33 protein-coding genes are annotated in these 22,204 nt (G+C 63.5%); 31 read left to right on the top strand and 2 right to left on the bottom strand.

What is annotated here, in order from left to right:
- Positions 1-3 precede the first annotated feature (3 nt).
- From tuf to gdhA, 26 genes are all read left to right on the top strand, one after another.
- Positions 4-1,194, top strand: coding sequence for an elongation factor Tu (tuf, locus tag ACNI3R_RS12335; RefSeq protein ID WP_426183666.1), 1,191 nt, complete (start codon positions 4-6; stop codon positions 1,192-1,194).
- 115 nt (positions 1,195-1,309) lie between these two features.
- Positions 1,310-1,621, top strand: coding sequence for a 30S ribosomal protein S10 (gene rpsJ, locus ACNI3R_RS12330; RefSeq protein WP_011952197.1), 312 nt, complete (start codon positions 1,310-1,312; stop codon positions 1,619-1,621).
- Positions 1,622-1,882: 261 nt separating this feature from the next.
- Entirely contained in the window at positions 1,883-2,638 is a 756-nt protein-coding gene (gene rplC, locus ACNI3R_RS12325) for a 50S ribosomal protein L3 (RefSeq protein WP_426183663.1), read from the top strand.
- A gap of 3 nt (positions 2,639-2,641) precedes the next feature.
- Positions 2,642-3,268 carry a 50S ribosomal protein L4 gene (gene rplD, locus ACNI3R_RS12320; protein WP_426183661.1) on the top strand — a complete coding sequence of 209 codons (627 nt, stop codon included), beginning with the start codon at positions 2,642-2,644 and terminating at the stop codon, positions 3,266-3,268.
- A complete protein-coding gene (locus tag ACNI3R_RS12315; protein WP_426183659.1) occupies positions 3,261-3,572 on the top strand; it encodes a 50S ribosomal protein L23 in 312 nt (103 codons plus the stop codon). The genes rplD and ACNI3R_RS12315 overlap by 8 nt, the downstream gene beginning before the upstream one ends.
- Positions 3,573-3,576: 4 nt before the next feature.
- Positions 3,577-4,413 carry a 50S ribosomal protein L2 gene (gene rplB / locus ACNI3R_RS12310; protein WP_296624556.1) on the top strand — a complete coding sequence of 279 codons (837 nt, stop codon included), beginning with the start codon at positions 3,577-3,579 and terminating at the stop codon, positions 4,411-4,413.
- Positions 4,414-4,416: 3 nt separating this feature from the next.
- Positions 4,417-4,689: a 30S ribosomal protein S19 gene (rpsS, locus tag ACNI3R_RS12305; RefSeq protein ID WP_426183657.1), complete on the top strand. Its 273-nt coding sequence runs from the start codon at positions 4,417-4,419 to the stop codon at positions 4,687-4,689.
- Positions 4,689-5,072: a 50S ribosomal protein L22 gene (gene rplV / locus ACNI3R_RS12300; RefSeq protein ID WP_165324464.1), complete on the top strand. Its 384-nt coding sequence runs from the start codon at positions 4,689-4,691 to the stop codon at positions 5,070-5,072. The genes rpsS and rplV overlap by 1 nt, the downstream gene beginning before the upstream one ends.
- 1 nt (position 5,073) lies before the next feature.
- Positions 5,074-5,769: a 30S ribosomal protein S3 gene (rpsC, locus tag ACNI3R_RS12295; protein ID WP_165324465.1), complete on the top strand. Its 696-nt coding sequence runs from the start codon at positions 5,074-5,076 to the stop codon at positions 5,767-5,769.
- 63 nt (positions 5,770-5,832) lie between these two features.
- Positions 5,833-6,264 (top strand): 50S ribosomal protein L16, encoded by a 432-nt coding sequence (rplP, locus tag ACNI3R_RS12290; protein ID WP_011952189.1) that lies wholly within the window; start codon positions 5,833-5,835, stop codon positions 6,262-6,264.
- 1 nt (position 6,265) lies between these two features.
- Complete coding sequence (gene rpmC / locus ACNI3R_RS12285) at positions 6,266-6,469, top strand: 50S ribosomal protein L29 (RefSeq protein WP_296624557.1); 204 nt, start codon at positions 6,266-6,268, stop codon at positions 6,467-6,469.
- Positions 6,470-6,482: 13 nt separating this feature from the next.
- Positions 6,483-6,743, top strand: a complete 261-nt coding sequence (rpsQ, locus tag ACNI3R_RS12280) for a 30S ribosomal protein S17 (RefSeq protein WP_047166114.1) — start codon at positions 6,483-6,485, stop codon at positions 6,741-6,743.
- A gap of 20 nt (positions 6,744-6,763) precedes the next feature.
- Positions 6,764-7,135, top strand: a complete 372-nt coding sequence (gene rplN / locus ACNI3R_RS12275; RefSeq protein ID WP_011952186.1) for a 50S ribosomal protein L14 — start codon at positions 6,764-6,766, stop codon at positions 7,133-7,135.
- Positions 7,135-7,452, top strand: coding sequence for a 50S ribosomal protein L24 (gene rplX, locus ACNI3R_RS12270; RefSeq protein WP_426183652.1), 318 nt, complete (start codon positions 7,135-7,137; stop codon positions 7,450-7,452). Before rplN ends, rplX begins: the two co-directional genes overlap by 1 nt.
- On the top strand, positions 7,445-8,026 hold the full coding sequence (gene rplE, locus ACNI3R_RS12265) for a 50S ribosomal protein L5 (protein WP_374650469.1): 582 nt from the start codon (positions 7,445-7,447) through the stop codon (positions 8,024-8,026). The genes rplX and rplE overlap by 8 nt, the downstream gene beginning before the upstream one ends.
- A 31-nt stretch (positions 8,027-8,057) precedes the next feature.
- Positions 8,058-8,363 carry a 30S ribosomal protein S14 gene (gene rpsN, locus ACNI3R_RS12260; RefSeq protein WP_165324469.1) on the top strand — a complete coding sequence of 102 codons (306 nt, stop codon included), beginning with the start codon at positions 8,058-8,060 and terminating at the stop codon, positions 8,361-8,363.
- A gap of 12 nt (positions 8,364-8,375) precedes the next feature.
- On the top strand, positions 8,376-8,771 hold the full coding sequence (gene rpsH / locus ACNI3R_RS12255) for a 30S ribosomal protein S8 (RefSeq protein WP_165324470.1): 396 nt from the start codon (positions 8,376-8,378) through the stop codon (positions 8,769-8,771).
- Entirely contained in the window at positions 8,771-9,304 is a 534-nt protein-coding gene (rplF, locus tag ACNI3R_RS12250; RefSeq protein ID WP_426183649.1) for a 50S ribosomal protein L6, read from the top strand. Before rpsH ends, rplF begins: the two co-directional genes overlap by 1 nt.
- Entirely contained in the window at positions 9,304-9,660 is a 357-nt protein-coding gene (gene rplR / locus ACNI3R_RS12245) for a 50S ribosomal protein L18 (protein WP_426183647.1), read from the top strand. The genes rplF and rplR overlap by 1 nt, the downstream gene beginning before the upstream one ends.
- Entirely contained in the window at positions 9,661-10,362 is a 702-nt protein-coding gene (gene rpsE / locus ACNI3R_RS12240) for a 30S ribosomal protein S5 (protein WP_426183645.1), read from the top strand. It abuts the gene before it with no gap.
- A 6-nt stretch (positions 10,363-10,368) separates the two neighbouring features.
- Positions 10,369-10,551 carry a 50S ribosomal protein L30 gene (gene rpmD, locus ACNI3R_RS12235; RefSeq protein WP_165324474.1) on the top strand — a complete coding sequence of 61 codons (183 nt, stop codon included), beginning with the start codon at positions 10,369-10,371 and terminating at the stop codon, positions 10,549-10,551.
- A 108-nt stretch (positions 10,552-10,659) separates the two neighbouring features.
- Positions 10,660-11,184, top strand: a complete 525-nt coding sequence (rplO, locus tag ACNI3R_RS12230; protein WP_426183643.1) for a 50S ribosomal protein L15 — start codon at positions 10,660-10,662, stop codon at positions 11,182-11,184.
- Positions 11,185-11,306: 122 nt separating this feature from the next.
- Complete coding sequence (secY, locus tag ACNI3R_RS12225; RefSeq protein ID WP_426183641.1) at positions 11,307-12,674, top strand: preprotein translocase subunit SecY; 1,368 nt, start codon at positions 11,307-11,309, stop codon at positions 12,672-12,674.
- On the top strand, positions 12,671-13,318 hold the full coding sequence (locus ACNI3R_RS12220; RefSeq protein ID WP_426183639.1) for an adenylate kinase: 648 nt from the start codon (positions 12,671-12,673) through the stop codon (positions 13,316-13,318). Before secY ends, ACNI3R_RS12220 begins: the two co-directional genes overlap by 4 nt.
- A gap of 151 nt (positions 13,319-13,469) precedes the next feature.
- The gene (locus tag ACNI3R_RS12215; protein ID WP_426183637.1) at positions 13,470-13,691 is read left to right on the top strand and encodes a hypothetical protein; all 222 of its coding nucleotides are present in this window, start codon (positions 13,470-13,472) and stop codon (positions 13,689-13,691) included.
- Between the two features lie 143 nt (positions 13,692-13,834).
- A complete protein-coding gene (gdhA, locus tag ACNI3R_RS12210) occupies positions 13,835-15,196 on the top strand; it encodes an NADP-specific glutamate dehydrogenase (RefSeq protein WP_426183635.1) in 1,362 nt (453 codons plus the stop codon).
- Here the strand turns inward: gdhA and ACNI3R_RS12205 are convergent.
- The gene (locus ACNI3R_RS12205; protein ID WP_426183633.1) at positions 15,181-16,347 is read right to left on the bottom strand and encodes an acyltransferase family protein; all 1,167 of its coding nucleotides are present in this window, start codon (positions 16,345-16,347) and stop codon (positions 15,181-15,183) included. The two genes, gdhA and ACNI3R_RS12205, sit on opposite strands and share 16 nt — an antisense overlap.
- 287 nt (positions 16,348-16,634) lie before the next feature.
- Here ACNI3R_RS12205 and rpsM point away from each other — a divergent pair, with 287 nt between their 5' ends.
- From rpsM to ACNI3R_RS12180, 5 genes are all read left to right on the top strand, one after another.
- Entirely contained in the window at positions 16,635-17,003 is a 369-nt protein-coding gene (gene rpsM / locus ACNI3R_RS12200; RefSeq protein ID WP_296624306.1) for a 30S ribosomal protein S13, read from the top strand.
- Between the two features lie 62 nt (positions 17,004-17,065).
- Positions 17,066-17,455: a 30S ribosomal protein S11 gene (gene rpsK / locus ACNI3R_RS12195; RefSeq protein WP_011952170.1), complete on the top strand. Its 390-nt coding sequence runs from the start codon at positions 17,066-17,068 to the stop codon at positions 17,453-17,455.
- A gap of 84 nt (positions 17,456-17,539) precedes the next feature.
- Complete coding sequence (locus ACNI3R_RS12190; protein WP_426183630.1) at positions 17,540-18,601, top strand: DNA-directed RNA polymerase subunit alpha; 1,062 nt, start codon at positions 17,540-17,542, stop codon at positions 18,599-18,601.
- Between the two features lie 116 nt (positions 18,602-18,717).
- Positions 18,718-19,140, top strand: a complete 423-nt coding sequence (gene rplQ / locus ACNI3R_RS12185; RefSeq protein ID WP_426183628.1) for a 50S ribosomal protein L17 — start codon at positions 18,718-18,720, stop codon at positions 19,138-19,140.
- A gap of 105 nt (positions 19,141-19,245) precedes the next feature.
- On the top strand, positions 19,246-21,393 hold the full coding sequence (locus ACNI3R_RS12180) for a prolyl oligopeptidase family serine peptidase (protein WP_426183626.1): 2,148 nt from the start codon (positions 19,246-19,248) through the stop codon (positions 21,391-21,393).
- 498 nt (positions 21,394-21,891) lie between these two features.
- On the opposite strand, the gene ACNI3R_RS12175 is transcribed toward ACNI3R_RS12180, so the two are convergent.
- Positions 21,892-22,194, bottom strand: coding sequence for a hypothetical protein (locus tag ACNI3R_RS12175; protein WP_426183624.1), 303 nt, complete (start codon positions 22,192-22,194; stop codon positions 21,892-21,894).
- Positions 22,195-22,204: the final 10 nt, after the last annotated feature.

The following is a 22,204-nucleotide window of genomic DNA, read 5'->3' as shown; positions in this document are numbered from 1 at the left end:
AAAATGGCTAAGGCTAAGTTTGAGCGGAACAAGCCGCACTGCAATATCGGCACCATCGGCCACGTCGACCACGGCAAGACGTCGCTCACGGCAGCCATCACCAAGGTCCTCGCCGAGACCGGCGGCGCGACCTTCGTCGACTACGCCAACATCGACAAGGCTCCGGAAGAGCGCGAGCGTGGCATCACCATCTCGACCGCGCACGTCGAGTATGAGACCGCCGCGCGCCACTATGCGCACGTCGATTGCCCGGGCCACGCCGACTATGTGAAGAACATGATCACCGGCGCCGCTCAGATGGACGGCGGCATCCTCGTCGTCTCGGCCACCGACGGTCCGATGCCGCAGACCCGCGAGCACATCCTGCTCGCCCGTCAGGTCGGCGTTCCTGCGCTCGTCGTGTTCATGAACAAGGTCGACATGGTCGACGACGAAGAGATCCTGGAGCTCGTCGAGCTCGAGGTTCGCGAGCTGCTCTCGTCCTACGAGTTCCCGGGCGACGACATCCCCGTCATCAAGGGTTCGGCTCTCTGCGCTCTCGAAGGCAAGAAGCCCGAGATCGGCCATGACGCCGTGCTCGAGCTGATGCGCGCCGTCGACGAATATATCCCGCAGCCGGAGCGTCCGCTCGACCGTCCGTTCCTGATGCCGATCGAAGACGTGTTCTCGATCTCGGGTCGTGGCACCGTCGTCACGGGCCGCGTCGAGACCGGCATGGTCAAGGTCGGCGAGGAAGTCGAGATCGTCGGCATCAAGGACACCCGCAAGACCACCGTCACGGGCGTCGAGATGTTCCGCAAGCTGCTCGACAGCGGCCAGGCCGGCGACAACATCGGCGCGCTGCTCCGTGGCGTCGGCCGTGAAGAAGTCGAGCGTGGTCAGGTTCTGGCCAAGCCGGGTTCGATCACCCCGCACACCGAGTTCTCCTCGGAAGTCTACGTGCTGTCGAAGGAAGAGGGTGGCCGTCACACGCCGTTCTTCGCCAACTACCGCCCGCAGTTCTACTTCCGCACCACGGACGTCACCGGCACCGTCGAACTGCCCGAGGGCACCGAGATGGTCATGCCCGGCGACAACGTGAAGCTCGGCGTCAAGCTCATTGCTCCGATCGCGATGGAAGAAGGTCTTCGCTTCTCGATCCGTGAAGGCGGCCGCACCGTCGGCGCCGGGGTTGTCAGCTCGATCTCGAAGTAATATAGACGCAGTCGAAACGGGCCGGCCGGCCCCCTCGGGGGTCGGCCGGTTCGCTTTTGTCATAGGTTAGAAGGCGGCGCTTTTGCCGCACGGCTCTTTCGCATCGGTGCAGGACATGGAAACGCAGAATATCCGTATTCGCCTCAAGGCTTTCGATCATCGTGTGCTCGATCAGGCCACTGGCGACATCGCAGACACCGCCCGCCGTACCGGCGCGCTCATCCGTGGCCCGATCCCGTTGCCCACCCGCATCGAGAAGTTCACCGTGAACCGCGGTCCTCACATCGACAAGAAGTCGCGTGAGCAGTTCGAGGTGCGCACCTACAAGCGTCTTCTGGACATCGTCCAGCCGACCCCGCAGACCGTCGATGCGCTTATGAAGCTCGACCTCGCGGCAGGTGTTGATGTCGAGATCAAACTGGCCTAAAGGGCCTGCAGCGCGCGGGAGTCGAATCGCTCCCGCGCTTCTCGTTTTTCCGGCCACGCGGCGCGGATGACGAACTGACAGGGATACCGACCGCGATCTTCAGGATCCGGTGTCCGAGTCCCCGCCATTCGCAGCAATGCGGAACTCTGGCCCTGGCGGGGGCTGTGTCTGATTTGGGCTGGGGGCTCCGGTAGACGCCGGGGCTTTTTTCGTTGGCACGCTCGCCGCTAACGCGAGCCTCTGTTGTGGAAGGAACGGATCATGCGCACAGGCGTGATCGCTAAGAAGATGGGTATGACCCGCCTGTTCCAGGAAGATGGCCGGCACGTTCCGGTAACCGTCCTGGCACTGGAAAATGTTCAGGTTGTCGCTCGCCGCGAGATGGACCGTGACGGTTATGTCGCGGTGCAGCTTGGCGCCGGTTCTGCGAAGCCGAAGAATCTCTCGAAGCCGGAGCGCGGCCATTTCGGCAAGGCCGAAGTGGAGCCGAAGGCGATCCTCGCTGAGTTCCGCGTGTCGGAAGATGGTCTGCTGGACGTTGGTGCCGAGATTTCGGCCGACCATTTCGTCGCGGGTCAGTTCGTCGACATTTCCGGCAAGACCCAGGGTAAGGGTTTCGCCGGCGGCATGAAGCGCTGGGGTTTCGGTGGTCTGCGTGCGACGCACGGCGTGTCGGTCTCGCACCGCTCGCTCGGCTCGACCGGTCAGCGTCAGGATCCGGGCAAGGTCTTCAAGAACAAGAAGATGGCCGGTCACATGGGTGACAAGCAGCGGACCCAGCAGAACCTCGAAATCGTGCAGACCGACGCCGAGCGTGGCCTGCTCTTCGTGAAGGGCTCCGTGCCCGGCTCGAAGGGTGGTTGGCTCCTCGTCAAGGACTCCGTCAAGGTTCCGGCCCATAAGGACGTGCCCTATCCGGCCGGCCTGAAGGCTGCCGCCAACAGCAACAGTGCGCCTGCCGAGACGCCTGCGGAAGAGACCGCGGCTCCCGAAGCCACCGACGGCCAGGAGGGCTGATAGATGAAGGTCAAGGTCCAGACCCTCGACGCCACCGCGTCGGGCGACATCGAGCTCAACGACGAGATCTTCGCCGTCGAGCCGCGTGCCGACATCCTGCATCGCGTCGTCACCTGGCAACTCCACAACCGTCGCGCTCCGGCACGTGCGGCTCGTGAGCGCAGCGACGTTGCCCGCACCGGCAAGAAGTTCGGTCGCCAGAAGGGCGGCGGTACGGCTCGTCACGGCGATCGCCGCGCTCCGATCTTCATCGGCGGCGGCAAGGCGCATGGTCCCCGTGCCCGCGTCTTCGAGAGCAGCCTGAACAAGAAGGTTCGTGCGCTCGGTCTGAAGATGGCGCTTTCGAGCAAGGCCAAGGACGGCAAGCTCCTCGTGCTCGACACGCTCGAGCTCAAGGATGCGAAGACCAAGGCGCTGATCGAGAAGATCGGCAAGCTGGGCTTCGGCAACACCGCCCTGGTCATCGACGGCGACGCGGTCGACAACGGCTTCCAGCTCGCGGCTTCGAACATCCGTTCGGTCAACGTGCTGCCGGCGATCGGCGCGAACGTCTATGACATTCTGAAGCATGAGACGTTGGTGCTGACCCGCGCCGCTGTCGAGAAGCTGGAGGCGCGCTTCAATGGCTAAGAACGAAACCCTGGTGGACAACCGCCATTATGATGTGGTGCGCAAGCCCCACATCACCGAAAAGACGACGCTGCTTTCCGAGCACAACGCCGTGGTCTTCCAGGTCGCAAACGATGCGACCAAGCCGGAGATCAAGGCTGCTGTCGAAGCGCTGTTCAACGTCAAGGTTACCGGCGTGAACACGATCGTCGCAAAGGGCAAGACGAAGCGCTGGAAGGGTGCTCCCTACAAGCGCTCCGACGTGAAGAAGGCGATCGTGACGCTGGCCGAAGGCCAGTCCATCGACGTGACGACGGGAATCTGACGCCATGGCGCTGAAGCATTACAACCCGACGAGCCCGGCCCGCCGCGGCCTGATCCTCGTCGACAAGTCGTCGCTGCACAAGGGCAAGCCCGTCAAGGCTCTGACCGAAGGCAAGCGCAAGTCGGGCGGCCGCAACAACATGGGCCATGCGACCGCGCGTGGCATCGCCGGCGGTCACAAGCAGAAGTATCGCATCATCGATTTCAAGCGTCGGAAGTGGGACCAGCCCGCGACCGTCGAGCGCCTGGAATATGATCCGAACCGCTCGGCTTTCATCGCCCTCGTCAAATATGAGGACGGTGAGCTCGCTTACATCCTCGCGCCCCAGCGTCTGGCGGCCGGCGACGTCATCGTCGCTGCCAAGAAGACCGACACCAAGCCGGGCAATGCGATGGAAATCGGCCAGGCTCCGGTCGGCACCATCGTCCACAATGTGGAGATGAAGCCGGGCAAGGGCGGTCAGATCGCTCGCGCCGCCGGCACCTATGTGCAGATCGTCGGTCGCGACAAGGGCATGGTGATGGTTCGCCTCAACTCGGGCGAGCAGCGCTACATCCGTTCGGATTGCATGTGCACCGTCGGTGCCGTGTCGAACCCGGACAACGCCAACCAGAACCTGGCCAAGGCCGGTCGCAACCGCTGGCTGGGCAAGCGTCCGCTGACCCGCGGCGTCGCGAAGAACCCGGTCGACCACCCGCACGGTGGTGGTGAAGGCCGCACTTCGGGTGGTCGTCACCCGGTCACCCCGTGGGGTAAGCCCACCAAGGGTGCGCGGACCCGCCACAACAAGGCGACCGACAAGTTCATCATCCGTTCGCGCCACGCGAAGAAGAAGAGGTAATCCATGGCCCGTTCCGTCTGGAAAGGTCCGTTCGTCGATCTTCACCTTCTCCGGAAGGCGGAGGCCGCTCAGGACGGTGGCGCGCGCGCTCCGATCAAGACCTGGTCGCGTCGCTCGACCATCTTGCCGCAGTTCGTTGGTCTGACGTTCAACGTCTATAACGGCCGCAAGTTCGTGCCGGTCTCGGTTTCCGAGGAAATGGTTGGTCACAAGCTGGGCGAGTTCGCGCCGACGCGCTACTTCCCCGGCCACGCTGACAAGAAGGGTAAGCGCTGATGTCGAAGCCCGCAGCTCCGCGTCGCGTCGGTGAGAAGGAGGCCCTTGCGGTCGCCACCACCGTTCGCGGCAGCCCGTACAAGCTGAACCTCGTCGCCGGTCTCATCCGCGGCAAGTCGGCCGGTGACGCGCTCAACATCCTGGCCTTCTCGAAGAAGGCCATGGCGGTCGACGTCCGCAAGGTGCTGCAGAGCGCCATCGCGAACGCCGAGAACAACCACAACCTCGACGTCGACGCGCTCGTCGTGAAGGAAGCCTCGGTCGGCAAGTCGATCGTCATGAAGCGCTTCGCCACGCGCGGTCGCGGCAAGTCGACCCGCATCATCAAGCCGTTCGCGCGCCTCCGGGTCGTCGTGCGCGAGCAGCAGGAAGAGGCTGAATAATATGGGTCAGAAGTCGAACCCGATCGGCATGCGGTTGCAGATCAACCGCACCTGGGACAGCCGTTGGTACGCCGACGGCCAGGACTATGGTCGTCTGCTGCTCGAGGATCTCAAGATCCGGAAGTACATCCTGAAGACCATCCCGCAGGCGGCGATCTCCAAGGTCGTCATCGAGCGTCCCGCCAAGCTGTGCCGGATTTCCGTATATGCCGCTCGTCCGGGCGTCATCATCGGCAAGAAGGGCGCTGATATCGAAAAGCTGCGCCGTGCGCTCGGCAAGATGACCTCTTCGGACGTCTCGCTGAACATCGTCGAGATCCGCAAGCCGGAAATCGACTCCAAGCTTGTTGCGCAGGGTGTCGCCGATCAGCTCGAGCGTCGTATCGCCTTCCGTCGCGCGATGAAGCGTGCGGTTCAGTCCGCTCTGCGCCTCGGCGCAGAGGGCATCCGTATCACCTGCGCCGGCCGTCTCGGCGGCGCGGAAATCGCGCGCACCGAATGGTATCGTGAGGGCCGGGTGCCGCTGCACACGCTCCGCGCGAATGTCGACTATGCCGAAGCCGAAGCCCACACCGCCTATGGCGTGTGCGGTATCAAGGTCTGGATCTTCAAGGGTGAGATCCTCGGCCATGATCCGATGGCCCAGGACCGGCTCATGATGGAAGCTCAGACGTCGGGGGTCCGGCCGGCGCGATAAGGGATTTTCCCTTATCAGCGTCGCCTGATCGACCGGACAATCGGTGTCAGAAGGCGATAGAAAATGCTGCAACCAAAGCGCACCAAATTCCGCAAGGCCCACAAGGGTCGCATCCATGGCAACGCGCCCGGCGGCGCGTCGCTGAACTTCGGCGCGTTCGGCCTCAAGGCCCTCGAGCCGGACCGGATCACCGCGCGCCAGATCGAGGCGGCCCGCCGCGCGATCACGCGTCACATCAAGCGTCAGGGACGTTTGTGGATCCGCATCTTCCCGGACGTTCCGGTCTCGTCGAAGCCGGCCGAAGTCCGCATGGGCTCCGGTAAGGGTTCGCCCGAATTCTGGGCAGCCCGCGTCAAGCCCGGCCGCATCCTGTTCGAGCTCGACGGCGTTCCCGGCCCGCTCGCCCGCGTCGCTTTCGAGCGTGCGATGGAAAAGCTGCCGATCAAGACCAAGGTTGTCGCTCGCTTCGGCGAGTCGATCTACGAGGACAAGTAAGATGGCGAAGATTGCCGATCTCACTGCCAAGACCGACGATCAGCTTGCGCAGCAGCTGACCGAGCTGAAGCGCGAGCAGTTCAACCTGCGCTTCCAGGCGGCCACCAACCAGCTCGAAAAGCCGAGCCGGGTGCGTGAAGTCCGTCGGTCGATTGCGCAGATCAAGACCCTTCAGACGCAGCGTGCCGCTGCGGCTGCCAAGTAAGGAGCGACCAGCCATGCCGAAGCGCGTGCTGACCGGAACGGTGGTCTCCGACAAGACCGACAAGACCGTGGTTGTGAAAGTCGAACGTCGCGTGAAGCACGCGCTGTACGGCAAGATCATCAAGCGGTCGAAGAAGTATCACGCCCACGACGAGACGAACGAGTATCGCGAGGGTGAGACGGTGCGCATCGAAGAGACCGCGCCGATTTCGAAGCTGAAGACGTGGAAGGTGATCGAGCGGGTTGATACCCACGCGACGCCGAACCACGCCTGATTATTGGAAGGGTCTGAACAATGATCCAGATGCAGACGAACCTCGACGTCGCTGACAACAGCGGTGCCAAGAGGGTGCAGTGCATCAAGGTGCTGGGCGGTTCCAAGCGCCGTTTCGCGACCGTGGGCGACGTCATCGTCGTCTCGATCAAGGAAGCGGCTCCGCGCGGCAAGGTGAAGAAGGGTGACGTGCATCGTGCGGTCATCGTGCGTACCGCCAAGGACATTCATCGTCCCGACGGTTCGACGATCCGCTTCGACGGCAACGCCGCCGTTCTGATCAACAAGAACAGCGGTGAGCCGATCGGCACCCGTATCTTCGGTCCGGTGGTCCGCGAGCTCCGTGCCAAGAACCACATGAAGATCATCTCGCTCGCGCCTGAGGTGCTGTGATGTCCGCGCTGAAGATCAAGAAGGGTGATCGCGTCGTCGTCCTGTCCGGCAAGGACAAGGGCAAGACCGGTGAAGTCACCAAGGCCTTCCCGAAGGACGGCAAGGTCGTCGTGTCGGGCGTGAACGTGTCGACCCGTCACCGCAAGCCGAGCCAGGCCAACCCGCAGGGCGGCCTGGAGCGCGTCGAGGCTCCGATGCATGTCTCGAAGGTCGCGATCGCGACCGCGGACGGCAAGCCGACCCGCGTTCGCTTCGAGATGAAGGACGGCAAGAAGGTCCGCGTGGCCGTCAAGACCGGGGAGACGATCAATGGCTGATGCCTATGTTCCGCGCTTTCGGAAGCTGTACGACGAGACGATCGTCAAGGCGATGACCGAGAAGTTCGGTTATACCAATGCGATGCAGGTCCCGAAGATCACCAAGATCGTCCTGAACATGGGCGTCGGTGAGGCTACCCAGGACAAGAAAAAGGTCGAGCAGGCTGCGGCTGAAATGACCCTGATCGCCGGCCAGAAGGCCGTGATCACCCGGGCCAAGAAGTCGATCGCCCAGTTCAAGCTGCGCGAAGGCATGCCGATCGGCGCGAAGGTCACCCTCCGCCGCGAGCGCATGTACGAGTTCCTCGACCGCTTCGTCACCGTCGCGCTTCCGCGCGTCCGCGACTTCCGCGGCCTGAACCCGAAGTCTTTCGACGGCCGTGGCAACTATGCCACCGGTATCAAGGAGCAGCTGATCTTCCCGGAGATCAGCTACGACAAGGTCGACAAGATTCGCGGCATGGACGTGATCGTCGCCACGACGGCGAAGACCGATGAGGAAGCGCGCGAGCTGCTGCGTCTCTTCGGCTTCCCCTTCCCGGCGGAAAATCAGGATCAGAAGCAGGCCGCTTGAGCGGCCTGCTGGATAAGGAAGAACTTAAGTCATGGCGAAACTGAGTTCGATCAACAAGAACGAGCGTCGCAAGAAGCTGGTGAAGGCTTATGCCGGCAAATATGCACGTTTGAAGGCGATCGCGAACGATGACAGCAAGGAAGAGACGGAGCGTCTGATCGCGCGTCTGAAGCTTGCCGAGATCCCGCGCAACGCGAACCCCACCCGCGTGCGCAACCGCTGCGAAGTGACGGGTCGTCCCCGCGCTTATTATCGCAAGTTCCGGCTTTGCCGCGTGCAGCTCCGGGAGCTGGCCAACAAGGGCCTGATCCCCGGCGTCACCAAGTCGAGCTGGTAAGGAACCGACAAGATGGCTCTGACCGATCCCCTGGGTGATTTGCTCACCCGCATCCGCAACGGGCAGCGCGCCCGCAAGGACAGCGTGGTTTCCCCCGCGTCCAAGCTGCGTGCCCGTGTTCTCGACGTTCTTCAGCGCGAAGGCTACATCCGTGGCTACAGCGAAGAGGAAGTCGCCGGCCACAACGGCCTGCGCATCGAGCTGAAATATTTCGAAGGACAGCCGGCGATCCAGCACGTCGCCCGCGTCTCCAAGCCTGGTCGCCGCGTCTATTCCGGTTCGAAGGAACTGCCGCGCGTCCGCAACGGCCTGGGCATCACCATCGTCTCGACGCCAAAGGGTGTTCTGTCCGACGCGGAAGCGCGTGAGCAGAATGTCGGCGGCGAGGTTCTCGCGGAGGTCTTCTGATGAGCCGCATCGGTAAGAAGCCGGTCCAAGTGCCGGCAGGCGTTTCCGCTTCGCTCGAGGGCAAGACGCTCTCGGTGAAGGGCCCGAAGGGGACGCTGTCCATGTCGCTCGCCGACGAGGTCAGCTATGCGGTCGAAGACGGCCAGATCTCGGTTCAGCCCGTCAACGACTCGAAGCGTTCGCGCTCCTTCTGGGGCATGCAGCGCACGATGGTGCAGAACCTGATCGTCGGTGTCACCGAAGGCTACACCAAGACGCTGCAGATCACCGGCGTGGGCTATCGTGCCAATGTCCAGGGCAAGAACCTGAAGCTGCAGCTCGGCTACAGCCACGACGTCGACTTCGAGATCCCGGAAGGGATCACGATCGCGACGCCGGATCAGACGACTGTCCACATCTCGGGCATCGACAAGCAGCAGGTCGGTCAGGTCGCCGCTGAAATTCGTCGTTGGCGCAAGCCGGAGCCCTATAAGGGCAAGGGCATCAAGTACGCCGGCGAGTATATCTTCCGCAAGGAAGGGAAGAAGAAGTAATGAGCAAGGGTCTCTCTCTCTTCGAGCGCCGTCGTCGGCGCGTCCGTACCGCGCTTCGTGCGCGTGGCGGCATGCGTCCGCGCCTGTCGGTGCACCGTTCGGGCCGGCATATCTATGCCCAGATCATCGACGACGAAGCGGGCCGCACGCTGGCTGCCGCTTCGACCCTCGACAAGGATCTGAAGGACAAGACCGGCGCAACTGCCGACGCCGCTGCGTCGGTCGGCAAGGCGGTTGCCGAGCGTGCCAAGGCGGCGGGCATCACCAAGGTGGTGTTCGATCGCGGAGGCTTCATCTTCCATGGTCGCGTCAAGGCGCTGGCCGATGCGGCCCGCGAAGGCGGATTGGAGTTCTAAATGGCTGACGAAACCGAAATCCAGGCTGTCGCCCCCGAGGCGGAAGCAGCCCAGGGCGAGCGTCGCGGCCGTGGTGGCCGTGGCCGTGGCGGAAATGACCGTGGTGGCGGCCGTGGCCGTGACGGTCGTGGCCGTCGCGACGACCGCAAGGGCTCCGAGGAGCAGGGCGAAGAGCTGATCGAGAAGCTCGTCCACATCAACCGCGTCTCGAAGACCGTGAAGGGCGGTAAGCGCTTCGGCTTTGCCGCGCTCGTCGTGGTCGGTGACGGCAAGGGCCGTGCGGGCTTCGGCCATGGCAAGGCTCGCGAAGTGCCGGAAGCCATTTCGAAGGCGACCGCTGCAGCCAAGAAGGCGATGGTTCGCGTTCCGCTGCGTGAGGGCCGTACCCTCCATCATGACGGCAAGGGCCATTTCGGCGCCGGCCGCGTGACGGTTCGTACCGCGCCTCCGGGTACCGGCATCATCGCCGGCGGTCCGATGCGCGCGATCTTCGAGAGCCTCGGCGTTGCCGACGTGGTGACCAAGTCGGTCGGCACCTCGAACCCCTACAACATGATCCGGGCGACCTTCGAGGCGCTCAAGGATCAGACGTCGCCGAAGTCGGTTTCCCAGCGCCGTGGCAAGAAGATCGCCGACCTGCTTGGTCGCAGCGGTGTTTCGGCTCCGGTCGCAGAGGCCGAAGCGGCCGCGATCACGGAGTAATCGATCATGGCTGGCAAGACCCTCAAGGTTACGCAGATCGGTTCGCCGATCCGCCGTACGGCCGACCAGCGCGCCACGCTGATCGGTCTGGGCCTCAACAAGATGCACCGGAGCCGCGAGCTCCAGGACACGCCCGAAGTTCGTGGCATGATCCGCAAGGTGCAGCATATGGTGAAGGTCGAGGACTAAGTCCTCGATCGATCCTGACCGGCTTTCGGGCTGGTCAAAGGGCTTGAAGGGGGCTAAGGCCCCCTTCCTCTATTTTCAGCGCGAACATAGCGAAAGCGAGTGCATATCATGAAGCTCAACGAACTCCGCGACAACCAGGGTGCCCGCAAGAGCCGCGTCCGCGTCGGACGTGGTATCGGTTCCGGCGTCGGCAAGACCGGCGGCCGCGGCCAGAAGGGCCAGAAGAGCCGCTCTGGCGTCTCGATCCATGGTTTCGAGGGCGGTCAGATGCCGCTCCACATGCGTCTGCCGAAGCGCGGCTTCAACAACATCTTCGCCAAGGACTATGCCGAGGTGAACATCGGCGCGATCCAGAAGCTGGTCGACTCCAAGGTGCTCGACGCGGGTAGCCTGATCGATCACGCCGCGCTGAAGGCCGCTGGCGTCGCCCGTGGCGGCAAGGACGGCGTTCGCATCCTGGGCAAGGGTGAGCTTTCGGCCAAGCTGTCGCTGAAGGTCGCCGGCGTTTCGGCCGGTGCCAAGGCGGCGATCGAAAAGGCCGGCGGTTCGGTCGAAGTGATCGAGGTCGTCCCGGCTGCCGAGAAGGCCGCTGCCAAGAAGGGCACCACGCGGGCCGCCAAGAAGAAGGCCTGATCGCGGCTCAGCCCGTCGTCCTGACGCTTTCGGGCTGACAAGTCCGAGGCACACATTATATGAGACGGCGGCGGGACCAATTCGGTCTGCCGCCGTTTCCATTTCCGGGGTCCGTAAATCACATGGCATCCGCAGCCGAACAGATGGCCGCCAACATCAACCTTGGCCAGTTCGCCAAAGCCACCGAGCTCAAGAAGCGCCTGTGGTTCACCCTCGGCGCATTGATCGTTTTCCGGCTGCTCAGCCATGTGCCGCTGCCGGGTCTCGATCCGCGTGCGCTGCAGACGCTGTTCGACACGACCCGGGGCGGCGTGCTCGACTTCTTCAACGCTTTCTCGGGCGGAGCGCTGACGCGCATGTCGCTGATCGCGCTCGGCGTGATGCCGTACATCACCGCCTCGATCGTCGTTCAGCTGGCCACCTCGCTGTCGCCGTCGCTCGGTGCGCTGAAGAAGGAAGGGGAGAGCGGACGCAAAAAGCTCAACCAGTTCACCCGCTACGGCACGGTTCTGCTTACCGCGATCCAGGGCTATTTCATCGCGGTCGGCCTCGAGAGCTGGGGTGCCAGCGCGGGTACGGACGCGGTCGTGATCGACCCCTATCTCTTCCGCGCCACGACCGTGATCTCGCTGATGGGCGGAACCATGTTCCTGATGTGGCTCGGTGAGCAGATCACGAGCCGGGGCATCGGCAACGGCATCTCGCTGATCATCATGGCCGGCATCGTATCGCAGCTGCCGACCGCGCTCGCCAACCTGTTCGAGGGCGGCCGCACGGGTTCGCTTTCGCCGATCTTCATCCTGACGGCGGTGGCCGGTGTCATCCTGCTGGTGGCCGTCATCGTCTTCATGGAACGCGCGCAGCGCCGCGTGCTGATCCAGTATCCGAAGCGCCAGACCCAGCGCGGCGTGATGCAGGCGGACAAGAGCCACCTGCCGCTCAAGATCAACACCGCCAACGTCATTCCGCCGATCTTCGCGTCGTCGCTGCTGCTGATGCCGCTGACGATCAGCCAGTTCGCCGGCCAGAAGACCGCAGGCGAGAGCAGCTGGGGCGATTTCGTGATCGCGCTCAACCAGTATCTGCACCACGGCACGCCGCTCTACATGGCGCTCTATGCGCTCGGCATCATCTTCTTCTGCTTCTTCTACACCGCAGTGGTGTTCAATCCGGAAGAGACGGCCGACAATCTGAAGCGTCATGGCGGCTTCATTCCGGGGATCCGTCCGGGCAAGAACACGGCCGATTATCTCGACTATGTGCTCACGCGCATCACGGTGATCGGTGCGGCCTATCTGACGCTCATCTGCATCGTGCCGGAATATGTCACGGCGCAATATGGTCTCGGCGTCGCGCTCGGCGGCACCAGCCTGCTGATCGTGGTCAATGTGACGATCGACACCGTCACGCAGATCCAAAGCCATCTGCTCGCCCATCAATATGGCGATCTGATCAAGAAAGCGAAACTCAAGGGGGGATACCGCCGTTGAACATCATCCTGTTGGGCCCGCCGGGCGCGGGTAAGGGCACCCAGGCGTCGAAGCTCGTCGCCGATCGCGGCATGGTGCAACTCTCCACCGGTGACATGCTCCGTGCGGCCGTGAAGGCCGGCACACCGATCGGCCTGAAGGCCAAGGCGGTGATGGAAGCCGGCGAGCTGGTGTCCGACGAGATCGTGTCCGGTCTGATCGGTGAGAAGCTGGATTCGATGGGCGCCGACGAAGGCGCCATCTTCGACGGCTATCCGCGCACCGAGGCCCAGGCGGTTTCGCTCGACGAGATCCTGGTCAGCCGTGGCCGCAAGCTCGATCGGGTGATCGAGCTCGAGGTCAACGAGGACGCGCTGGTCGAGCGCATTACCGGCCGCTTCACCTGCGGCCAGTGCGGCGAAGGCTATCACGACGTCTTCAAACAGCCCAAGGTCGAGGGTGTCTGCGACGTCTGCGGCAGCGGCGAGTTCAAGCGTCGCCCCGACGACAATGAAGAGACCGTGCGCACCCGCATGGCCGAATATCGCGCCAAGACCGCACCGATCCTGCCGCTCTACGAGGCGCGCGGACTGGTCCAGCGGGTCGATGGGATGGCGGACATGGGCGCCGTCTCGGCGCAGATCGCGGCAATCCTGGACGCCTGATATCTGGAGGGCGGGGGAGCGATCCCCCGTTCAGCCCTGATCTTTCGCCAGCAAGGCGTGGCCGATCCGATACAGTCGGGTCGGCTTTTTTCATTACGGGCAAGGTTGGGTATTTCGCGGCTTTGGTCAGACCCGGAGATGGTGCATATTCATGACGATGGAACAGCAACCGGTCCGGCGCAGACGCAAGCGACGCCGTTCCGCCAAGGCGCGGAACGAGTTCATCGCATGGCTGACCTATTTCGGCAGCCTGCTCAACCGCGCCTATCATTGGGCGCTGCTGCTGTTCGTGGTCTCGGTGATCCTCATTCTCGGGCTGGGCGCTCCCTTCATGCCGTTCGAGAAATTGGTGAGTGTCTGGGGCCACTGGTGAGCGCGGCAGCGCGCGCCGAGCTCTCGCTTCCCCTTCCGCAACGGAAAGTCCTTGCCCACCGGCTGAATTCGCGGGATGCCTAGGCCTGCGGGCGTCGAGTCACGAGGGATGCTGCTCGGGCCCGGGGAGCAGGGGAAAATCTTATGGCGGTTTCGGACCATGTCGATCTCTCGACGTTCATCGAGGGGGTGAAGAAGCGCAATCCCGGTCAGCCCGAGTTCGTTCAGGCGGTGACCGAGGTGGCGCAGGACATTTACGAGTTTATCGAGGACAAGGAACAATATCACAAATATCAGATCCTGCGGCGCATCGCCGAGCCGGATCGCGTGATCAGCTTCCGAGTCTGCTGGGAAGACGACAACGGCAATATCCGCGTCCAGCGCGGTTGGCGTGTTCAGAACAACAATTCGATCGGGCCTTATAAGGGCGGCATCCGCTTCCACCCGTCGGTGACCGAGAGCGTGCTGAAGTTCCTCGCCTTCGAACAGACCTTCAAGAATGCCCTGACCGGCCTGCCGATGGGCGGCGGCAAGGGCGGCGCCAATTTCAACCCGCGCGGCAAGAGCGCCAATGAAGTGATGCGCTTCTGCCAGAGCTTCATGAACGAGCTCTATCGCCACATCGGCGCGGACGTGGACGTGCCGGCGGGTGACATCGGCGTCGGCGCGCGTGAGATCGGCTATATGTTCGGCCAGTATAAGCGCCTCACCAACGAGTTCACCGGCGTGCTGACCGGCAAGGGCCTCGAATATGGCGGCTCGCTGATCCGGACCGAAGCGACCGGCTACGGCGCGGTCTATTTCCTGCACGAAATGCTCAAGACCAAGGGCAAGGATCTGGTCGGCCTCAACGCGGTGATCTCGGGTTCGGGCAATGTCGCGACCCACGCCGCCGAGAAGGTCAACCAGCTGGGCGGCAAGGTCCTCACCCTGTCGGATTCCGAGGGCTATATCTACGATCCGGATGGCATCACCCAGGACAAGGTCAACTGGATCAAGGAGCTCAAGAACAAGCGGCGCGGGCGCATCTCCGAATATGTGAAGGAGTTCAACGGCGCGCAGTTCTTCGGTGACGGCGCGCGGCCGTGGAGCGTCCCCTGCGACGTCGCGATTCCCTGTGCGACGCAGAATGAGCTGAACGAGAAGGAAGCCGAGACGTTGGTCCGCAACGGCTGCTTCGCGGTGTCCGAAGGCGCCAACATGCCGACCACGCTGGAAGGCACGCATGTCTTCAAGAAGGCGCAGACGCTGTTCGCTCCGGGCAAGGCGGCCAATGCCGGCGGCGTTGCCGTGTCCGGCCTCGAGATGAGCCAGAACTCCGCGCGCATCTCGTGGAAGGAAGAGGAGCTGCAGCGCCTGCTGCTCGACATCATGCAGGGCATCCACTCGCGCTGCGTCGAATATGGCGGCACCGCCGGCAGCGATCATATCGACTATGTGAAGGGCGCGAACATTGCGGGCTTCAAGAAGGTCGCCGACGCGATGCTCGCCTACGGCGTCGTCTGATCGCGATCGTCATGGGTTGAAGAGGGCGTCCGTTCCGAAAGGAGCGGGCGCCCTTCGTCTTTGACGGCCCGGAGGCGGGCCCGTCGTCGCCGGCCGAGACAAGGCCGCTCCACCAGCCACCAGCTGGCGATCCCCGCCGCAAGCGAGAGCAGCGCCGAGGCGATGACGAAGACGGGGAAGGGCAGGGCGGTGCGCGCGACCAGCATCTGCTGGATGACGAAGGCATAGAGATAGACGCCATAGGAAAAGTCGCCATGGCGCGCTGTGCCGCGCAGGTCGATGCGCGGATGATAGGCCAGCCAGAATACGGCATAAGCGAGGGTAGGCGGCCCCAGCAGATGTGCTCCGACGATCCCCCAAGTCCCGCGCTCGCCGACGTGGAAGATCAGCAGGCAGGCGCCGGCCAGGCCGACCAGCAAGGACGTCGACCGGGGCAGCCGGTCGCGCCAATGATAGACGATCATGCCCGCCAGAAAATTGGGCAGGACCATCATCCAGAGATAGGGCCAGCCGATCGCCGCGATCAGCGCCGGCGATCCGCCCGGCTTGCGACCGGTCAGATCGGCCCAGCACCACAGGATCACCACGCCGGCATAGGCGACTAGCAAGGCTGGGCGCAGCCAGTGGCGGAAGGTCAGCGACAACAGCGCCAGCCCGACATAGCAGAGCGCTTCGAAGCGAATGCTCCACAGCGAACCATTGATCGCGGTGACAGGGTTGTCACGGAACAGGTCCGGGATCGGGAAGTGATTGCCCAGCGTCAGATTGCCGACGAGCGTCGCTACGACATCGCCCGTCGAGATTGCGAATCCTGCTGGCGCGAAAAAAGGGGTGACGGCGAAAGCGCAGAGCGAAGTGGCGACCAGATAGCCGGGAAGGATTCGTCGCACCCTCCGCAGGGCGAACCGGCCGATGCTTGGGGACATATCGAAGCTGCGCGCGACCAGGAAACCGCTGATGACGAAGAAGGCCCAGACGCCGACATTGCCGCTGTTGTAATAGCCGTTGGTGAGGAGCGAGAACGGCTCCATCGCCTCGCTGCCGAAGCGCAACGCGAAGCAATGCGAAAACAGGACGAGGAATGCCATGGCGAGGCGGATCGCGTCGAAATTGTTTCGATCGAGCGCTTCCCGTCCCGCCGGTATCAGCATCCTGTCCATCCTTCCGAACGCTCCCCCGCTTGCGGGTCGTGCCTGCCCTTGCCGGACGGGGCAAGACCATGCACCTTGAGTCCGGTTCCTGTTTCCAGAATCGCCTCCGCCCGGTTGACAGGGCGCCGAGTCGCCTTTAGTGACCCTCGCTCCCATACCGTCCCGACCGGCACCGCTCCGCGCGCGTGCCGTCCGTGCTGCGTTGTGGGAGGCGGCCCCGGTCCGACGGGGAGAGCGTCGAGATGGGGCGGATTGCCAGCCGCCCCGTGGAGCAGGAGAATAGCACAGTGGCACGTATTGCGGGTGTCAATATCCCGACCAACAAGCGCGTCGTTATCGCGCTGACCTACATTCACGGCATTGGCCCGGCCAAAGCCCAGGAGATCACCACCAAGCTGGGCATCGAGCCGCAGCGTCGCGTGCAGGACCTGAGCGATCAGGAAGTCCTGCAGATCCGCGAAGCGATCGACGCCGGCTACACCGTCGAGGGCGATCTTCGCCGTCAGGTGGCGATGAACATCAAGCGTCTGATGGACCTGGCCTGCTATCGCGGCCTTCGTCACCGCAAGGGTCTTCCGGTCCGCGGCCAGCGCACGCACACCAATGCGCGCACCCGCAAGGGCAAGGCCAAGCCGATCGCTGGCAAGAAGAAGTAATGGGCTTGAGTGCCGGACCATCGGGTCCCGGCGCTCGCTCCTTCATGTAGGAAACGGATAAGATGGCACGTGAACCTCAGCGCATTCGCCGCCGCGAGCGCAAGAACATCACCGCCGGCGTCGCGCATGTGAACGCCAGCTTCAACAACACCATGATCACCATCACGGACGCGCAGGGCAATGCGATTGCCTGGTCGTCGGCCGGCATGATGGGCTTCAAGGGCAGCCGCAAGTCGACCCCTTATGCCGCGCAGGTTGCGGCCGAGGACGCCGGCAAGAAGGCCGCCGAGCATGGCGTCCGCACCCTCGAGGTCGAGGTCAAGGGTCCCGGCTCGGGTCGTGAATCGGCTCTGCGCGCCCTGCAGGCGGTCGGCTTCCACATCACGTCGATCCGTGACGTGACGCCGATCCCGCACAACGGCGTCCGTCCTTCGAAGCGTCGCCGCGTCTGATCCGGCGCGGAGGCTTCGGCCTCCGCTCTCCGTCTTTTCCGGCAGGCTGCCTTCCGTCGCCTGCCATACCCTGAGGGGAACACAGTGGCTGTCAACGCAAAGAACTGGCAGGAACTCAAGAAGCCGAACGGCCTCGAAAAGAAGTCGGGCGGCGACGGCAAGCGCAAGGCGACCTTCGTTGCCGAGCCGCTGGAGCGCGGCTTTGGTCTGACGCTGGGCAACTCGCTGCGTCGCGTGCTGCTGTCCTCGCTGCAGGGCGCGGCGGTGACCTCGATAAAGATCGAAAATGTCCTTCACGAATTCTCCAGCCTTGCTGGCGTGCGTGAGGACGTGACCGACATCGTGCTGAACGTGAAGCAGATCGCGCTGCGTATGCAGGGCGACGGCGCGCGTCGTCTTCAGCTCTCGGCGACCGGCCCGGCCGAAGTCACCGCGGGCATGATCGCGACCCCCGGCGACATCGAGGTGATGAACCCCGATCTGGTCATCTGCCACCTCGACGATGGCGCGACGCTCAACATGGAGCTGACCGCCGACATCGGTAAGGGCTATGTTACCGCAGCGGCGAACCGTCCGGTCGACGCCCCGATCGGTCTGATCCCGGTCGACGCGCTCTACTCGCCGGTCCGTCAGGTCGCGTACAAGGTCGAGAACACCCGCGTCGGGCAGGAGCTCGACTATGACAAGCTCACGCTGACGATCGAGACCGACGGCACGGTGACCCCGGAAGACGCGCTCGCCTATTCGGCCCGCATCCTCCAGGATCAGCTGCAGCTGTTCGTCCACTTCGACGATGGCATGGCGATCACGGCTCCGGCCGCAGGCGGCTCGACCGCCGGCAGCGCCGCTGGCGAGCCCGAGGGCGACGCCAACCAGCTCAACCGCTACCTTCTCAAGAAGGTCGACGAGCTGGAGCTCAGCGTCCGTTCGGCCAACTGCCTCAAGAACGACAACATCATCTACATCGGCGATCTGGTTCAGAAGACCGAAGCCGAGATGCTGCGCACGCCGAATTTCGGCCGCAAGTCGCTCAACGAGATCAAGGAAGTCCTCGCTTCGATGGGGCTCCGCCTGGGCATGGAAATCCCGGGCTGGCCGCCTGAGAATATCGAGGAAATGGCCAAGAAGCTCGAACAGGAATTCTGATGCGATGGGGAGGGCGACCTCCCCATTCATCGATAGGGGAAGGGGCGGCGCCCTTGGAAATTGCCGCCTGGCTTGGGGTACCTTGAACGGCCCCCTGACAAACGAAGGAAAATATCATGCGCCATCGCGTAGGCGGTCGTAAGCTTCAGCGGACCGGATCGCATCGTCTCGCCCTGTTCCGCAACCAGTCGGCGGCCCTCATCAAGCATGAGCAGATCATGACCACCCTCGCCAAGGCGAAGGAACTTCGCCCCTATGTCGAGAAGCTGGTCACGCTCGCGAAGAAGGGTGGCCTGGCCAACCGTCGTCTCGCCCATGCCCGTCTTCAGGACGACGCGCAGCTGAAGAAGCTGTTCGAGGTTCTGGCCGAGCGTTATGCGTCGCGCAACGGCGGCTATACCCGGATCATCAAGGCCGGCATCCGCGCTTCGGACGCCGCCCCGATGGCGATCATCGAGTTCGTCGATCGTGACGTCGCCGCCAAGGGCCAGGACTCCGGTCCGGTCGCGGGCGACGAGGACATGGCCGACGCGGCCTGATCCAGGGCGACCTCCCCCGGGAGGCCGAACTATCGCATTGAAAAGAGAGCCGCGGGCGTTACGCTTGCGGCTCTTTTTCTTTATGTGCGGAGAGGGCGTTTCCGGATGGTGTCGAGGATCGTGCGGGCGTCGCTGGCTGCAGCGGGGCTCCTTCTCTGCCTGTCCGGACCAGCCCGTCTCGTCGCCGCTGCGGAGCCCAGCGTGACCTATCCCGAAACGCGCCGCCAGCCGATCGTCGAGGACATGTTCGGCGAGAAGATCGCCGATCCCTATCGCTGGCTGGAACGCGACGTCCGCACGGACTCCGAAGTGGCCGACTGGGTGGAGGCGCAGAATGCGACCACCCAGGCCTATCTCGGATCGCTCAAAGGCCGCGATGCGCTGCGCGCGCGGCTGAAGCAGCTGTGGGACTATGAGCGCAGCGGCGTGCCCCGCAAGCGCGGCGGCCGCTATTTCCACACCTATAATAGCGGGCTGCAGAACCAGTCGGTGCTGGTGGTGCGCGACGATCTGAAAGCCGGCCCCCGGCTGCTGCTCGACCCCAATGGCTGGTCGAAGGACGGGGCGACCGCGCTCGACGAATGGCGCCCCTCCAACGATGGGCGCTTCGTCCTCTATTCGGTGCAGGACGGCGGCAGCGACTGGCGCACCCTGCGGGTGATCGATGCGACCAGCGGGCAGGTTCTGCCCGACGAGGTCCGCTGGGTAAAATTCTCGACCCTCGCCTGGGACGGCCGCGCCGAGGGCTTCTTCTACTCGCGCTTTCCGGAGCCCAAGAAGGGCGCTGCCTTCCAGCAGCTCAATCTCCACCACCAGATCTATTATCATCGCCTCGGCACGGCGCAGTCCGAGGATCGCCTGATCTACGCCACACGCAACCGGCCGCGTTTGAACCACCATGCCGAGACGACGCAGGATGGGCGCTATCTGCTCGTTACGTCGAGCGAGGGGACCGACGAGCGCTATGAACTCACGCTGTTCGACCTGAACGATCCCGAGCTCAAACCCCGGCGGCTCGTGCGCGGCTTCACCAATGAATGGGCGCTGGCGGGCAGCATCGGCGACCGGCTCTATTTCCGGACCAATTTCCAGGCGACCCGGCAACGTCTGGTCATGCTCGACGTGGCGCAGCCCCGGCCGCGCCCGGTCGAGGTCGTCCCCCAGTCGGTCGACACGCTCGTCGGGGCGTCGCTCGTCGGCAGCCGGCTGATCCTCGCCTATCTCGGCGACGCCAAGACCGAGGCGCTGTTGTACGAACTGGACGGCCGCCCGGTCGGGCCGATCAAGCTGCCCGATATCGGGACGGGTGCCGGCTTCGGCGGGCGGGCAGGGGACCCGGAAACCTTCTTCAGCTTCTCCAGCTTCGCCACGCCCTCGACCATCTATCGCTTCGACACGTCGACCGGGAAAATGGAGCCCTTCATCAAGCCCCGGCTCAGCTTCGACCCCGACGAGTTCGACGTCGACCAGAAATTCTTCCGGTCGCGCGACGGCACCGAGATCCCGATGTTCGTCGCCCGCAAGAAATCGACCCCGCCGGGCGCGCCGGCTTTGCTCTACGGCTATGGCGGTTTCAACGTGGCGATGACGCCGACCTTCTCCCCGGCGATCCTCGACTGGATGGAGATGGGCGGCGTCTATGCCGTGGCGAACCTTCGCGGTGGCGGCGAATATGGCAAGGCGTGGCACGACGCCGGGCGGCTCGACCGCAAGCAGAATGTGTTCGACGACTTCATTGCGGCCGGCGAATATCTGATCGCGAGCGGCATCAGCGCCAAGGGCAAGCTGGCCGCGATGGGACGATCCAATGGCGGGCTCCTCGTCGGCGCGGTCGTCAACCAGCGCCCCGACCTGTTCGCCGCCGCCAATCCGGCGGTCGGCGTGATGGATATGCTCCGCTTCACCAAATTCACCGCCGGCCGCTACTGGATCGACGACTATGGCGATCCGGCCAAGGAAGAGGATTTCCACGTCCTGCGCGGCTATTCGCCCTATCACAACATCCGCGACGGCGTGGACTATCCCGCCATCCTCGTGACGACCGCCGACACCGACGATCGCGTCGTGCCGGGCCACAGCTTCAAATATGCGGCCGCGCTGCAGGCGGCGGCGATCGGCCCTCGCCCCCACCTGATCCGCATCGAAACGCGCGCCGGCCATGGCTCTGGCAAGCCGACCGACAAGGTCATCGACGAATATGCCGATCTGTGGGCGTTCCTCGGCCATTGGACGGGGCTGAAATTGCCGAAATAGGGGCTGTCGTTATGGAGCGGACGGACCGGAAGCGACCCCGTTGCGGACATTTGGTAGATCAGGCATTCACCAACAATGTTCAGCCACTTCCGCTATGTAAAACCAATATACGGGTGGGGATGGGTGAACGCTAACCATGTGGCGCGTGACACCCCTGAGCCGTTCCGGTTTGGCTGCCGAGAACCAAACGCGTTACAGGGCATCATCCTGGATGATCACGAATTTTCTGGCGCGACGGCCTATCTGTCGCTGCGACACACGACGCCCGATGGCTACTTCAATGTCGAGATCAGACGCGACGCTTTGTTACTCGCTTGCGGCTATGGGGAAGCATAGCGCGGGTCGTGTCCTATCAATCTCCAGGACACTACAATCTCGGAAATCTCGGGGACAACACTATACCCATTTATTGCCGGTCTTCCCAAAAGAGCTTGCTGTGCGTGTGAACTCAATGAGTTGAGTATTGTGTCCCCATATCTTTTGCTGACGAAGCGGATTCTAGGCATCCATCACGCGCCATCCTTTTGCGTCAATCGTCAGCCACGTGGTTCTTTTCACCCAGCCACCTCTGAAACGGTGCTGCCATTTGCACTGGAACTCAGTAGGTTCCTCATCCGGAGCAATGCAGCGCACAGCACGAACGTCATCCGGCGATAGTTTTGTCGTCCGATAAGGCACAAATGCCAAAGGCGCCTTGTTGATCGCAGAGGCCAGTTCCTGCGGCGTCACCCGCTCGCGAACAGCCGCAGAAGCAGCGGAGGCCGCGATTAACAGGGCCAAAAGTGTGGCAGTCATTTTCATGCGACGAAGT

This window comes from Rhizorhabdus antheiae (genome assembly GCF_049889055.1).
Taxonomy (GTDB): Bacteria; Pseudomonadota; Alphaproteobacteria; order Sphingomonadales; family Sphingomonadaceae; genus Rhizorhabdus.
Note: the sequence above shows the minus strand (reverse complement) of the source record. Positions and strands in the feature narration are given on the sequence as shown.

Excerpts from the sequence above, each read along its gene's own strand:
- rpsH (WP_165324470.1), top strand. The coding sequence starts at position 8,376 with ATGGCTCTGACCGATCCCCTGGGTGATTTGCTCACCCGCATCCGCAAC.
- ACNI3R_RS12205 (WP_426183633.1), bottom strand. The coding sequence starts at position 16,347 with ATGCTGATACCGGCGGGACGGGAAGCGCTCGATCGAAACAATTTCGAC.
- rplQ (WP_426183628.1), top strand. The coding sequence starts at position 18,718 with ATGCGCCATCGCGTAGGCGGTCGTAAGCTTCAGCGGACCGGATCGCAT.
- rplV (WP_165324464.1), top strand. The coding sequence starts at position 4,689 with ATGTCGAAGCCCGCAGCTCCGCGTCGCGTCGGTGAGAAGGAGGCCCTT.
- rplN (WP_011952186.1), top strand. The coding sequence starts at position 6,764 with ATGATCCAGATGCAGACGAACCTCGACGTCGCTGACAACAGCGGTGCC.
- rplP (WP_011952189.1), top strand. The coding sequence starts at position 5,833 with ATGCTGCAACCAAAGCGCACCAAATTCCGCAAGGCCCACAAGGGTCGC.
- rplD (WP_426183661.1), top strand. The coding sequence starts at position 2,642 with ATGAAGGTCAAGGTCCAGACCCTCGACGCCACCGCGTCGGGCGACATC.
- rplE (WP_374650469.1), top strand. The coding sequence starts at position 7,445 with ATGGCTGATGCCTATGTTCCGCGCTTTCGGAAGCTGTACGACGAGACG.
- rpsQ (WP_047166114.1), top strand. The coding sequence starts at position 6,483 with ATGCCGAAGCGCGTGCTGACCGGAACGGTGGTCTCCGACAAGACCGAC.
- rplC (WP_426183663.1), top strand. The coding sequence starts at position 1,883 with ATGCGCACAGGCGTGATCGCTAAGAAGATGGGTATGACCCGCCTGTTC.
- rplX (WP_426183652.1), top strand. The coding sequence starts at position 7,135 with ATGTCCGCGCTGAAGATCAAGAAGGGTGATCGCGTCGTCGTCCTGTCC.
- rpsN (WP_165324469.1), top strand. The coding sequence starts at position 8,058 with ATGGCGAAACTGAGTTCGATCAACAAGAACGAGCGTCGCAAGAAGCTG.
- rpsS (WP_426183657.1), top strand. The coding sequence starts at position 4,417 with ATGGCCCGTTCCGTCTGGAAAGGTCCGTTCGTCGATCTTCACCTTCTC.
- rplF (WP_426183649.1), top strand. The coding sequence starts at position 8,771 with ATGAGCCGCATCGGTAAGAAGCCGGTCCAAGTGCCGGCAGGCGTTTCC.
- ACNI3R_RS12175 (WP_426183624.1), bottom strand. The coding sequence starts at position 22,194 with ATGAAAATGACTGCCACACTTTTGGCCCTGTTAATCGCGGCCTCCGCT.
- secY (WP_426183641.1), top strand. The coding sequence starts at position 11,307 with ATGGCATCCGCAGCCGAACAGATGGCCGCCAACATCAACCTTGGCCAG.
- rpsK (WP_011952170.1), top strand. The coding sequence starts at position 17,066 with ATGGCACGTGAACCTCAGCGCATTCGCCGCCGCGAGCGCAAGAACATC.
- rpmD (WP_165324474.1), top strand. The coding sequence starts at position 10,369 with ATGGCTGGCAAGACCCTCAAGGTTACGCAGATCGGTTCGCCGATCCGC.
- rpmC (WP_296624557.1), top strand. The coding sequence starts at position 6,266 with ATGGCGAAGATTGCCGATCTCACTGCCAAGACCGACGATCAGCTTGCG.
- ACNI3R_RS12180 (WP_426183626.1), top strand. The coding sequence starts at position 19,246 with ATGGTGTCGAGGATCGTGCGGGCGTCGCTGGCTGCAGCGGGGCTCCTT.
- ACNI3R_RS12215 (WP_426183637.1), top strand. The coding sequence starts at position 13,470 with ATGACGATGGAACAGCAACCGGTCCGGCGCAGACGCAAGCGACGCCGT.
- rplR (WP_426183647.1), top strand. The coding sequence starts at position 9,304 with ATGAGCAAGGGTCTCTCTCTCTTCGAGCGCCGTCGTCGGCGCGTCCGT.
- rpsC (WP_165324465.1), top strand. The coding sequence starts at position 5,074 with ATGGGTCAGAAGTCGAACCCGATCGGCATGCGGTTGCAGATCAACCGC.
- rpsE (WP_426183645.1), top strand. The coding sequence starts at position 9,661 with ATGGCTGACGAAACCGAAATCCAGGCTGTCGCCCCCGAGGCGGAAGCA.
- rplB (WP_296624556.1), top strand. The coding sequence starts at position 3,577 with ATGGCGCTGAAGCATTACAACCCGACGAGCCCGGCCCGCCGCGGCCTG.
- rpsJ (WP_011952197.1), top strand. The coding sequence starts at position 1,310 with ATGGAAACGCAGAATATCCGTATTCGCCTCAAGGCTTTCGATCATCGT.
- ACNI3R_RS12315 (WP_426183659.1), top strand. The coding sequence starts at position 3,261 with ATGGCTAAGAACGAAACCCTGGTGGACAACCGCCATTATGATGTGGTG.
- rplO (WP_426183643.1), top strand. The coding sequence starts at position 10,660 with ATGAAGCTCAACGAACTCCGCGACAACCAGGGTGCCCGCAAGAGCCGC.
- tuf (WP_426183666.1), top strand. The coding sequence starts at position 4 with ATGGCTAAGGCTAAGTTTGAGCGGAACAAGCCGCACTGCAATATCGGC.
- gdhA (WP_426183635.1), top strand. The coding sequence starts at position 13,835 with ATGGCGGTTTCGGACCATGTCGATCTCTCGACGTTCATCGAGGGGGTG.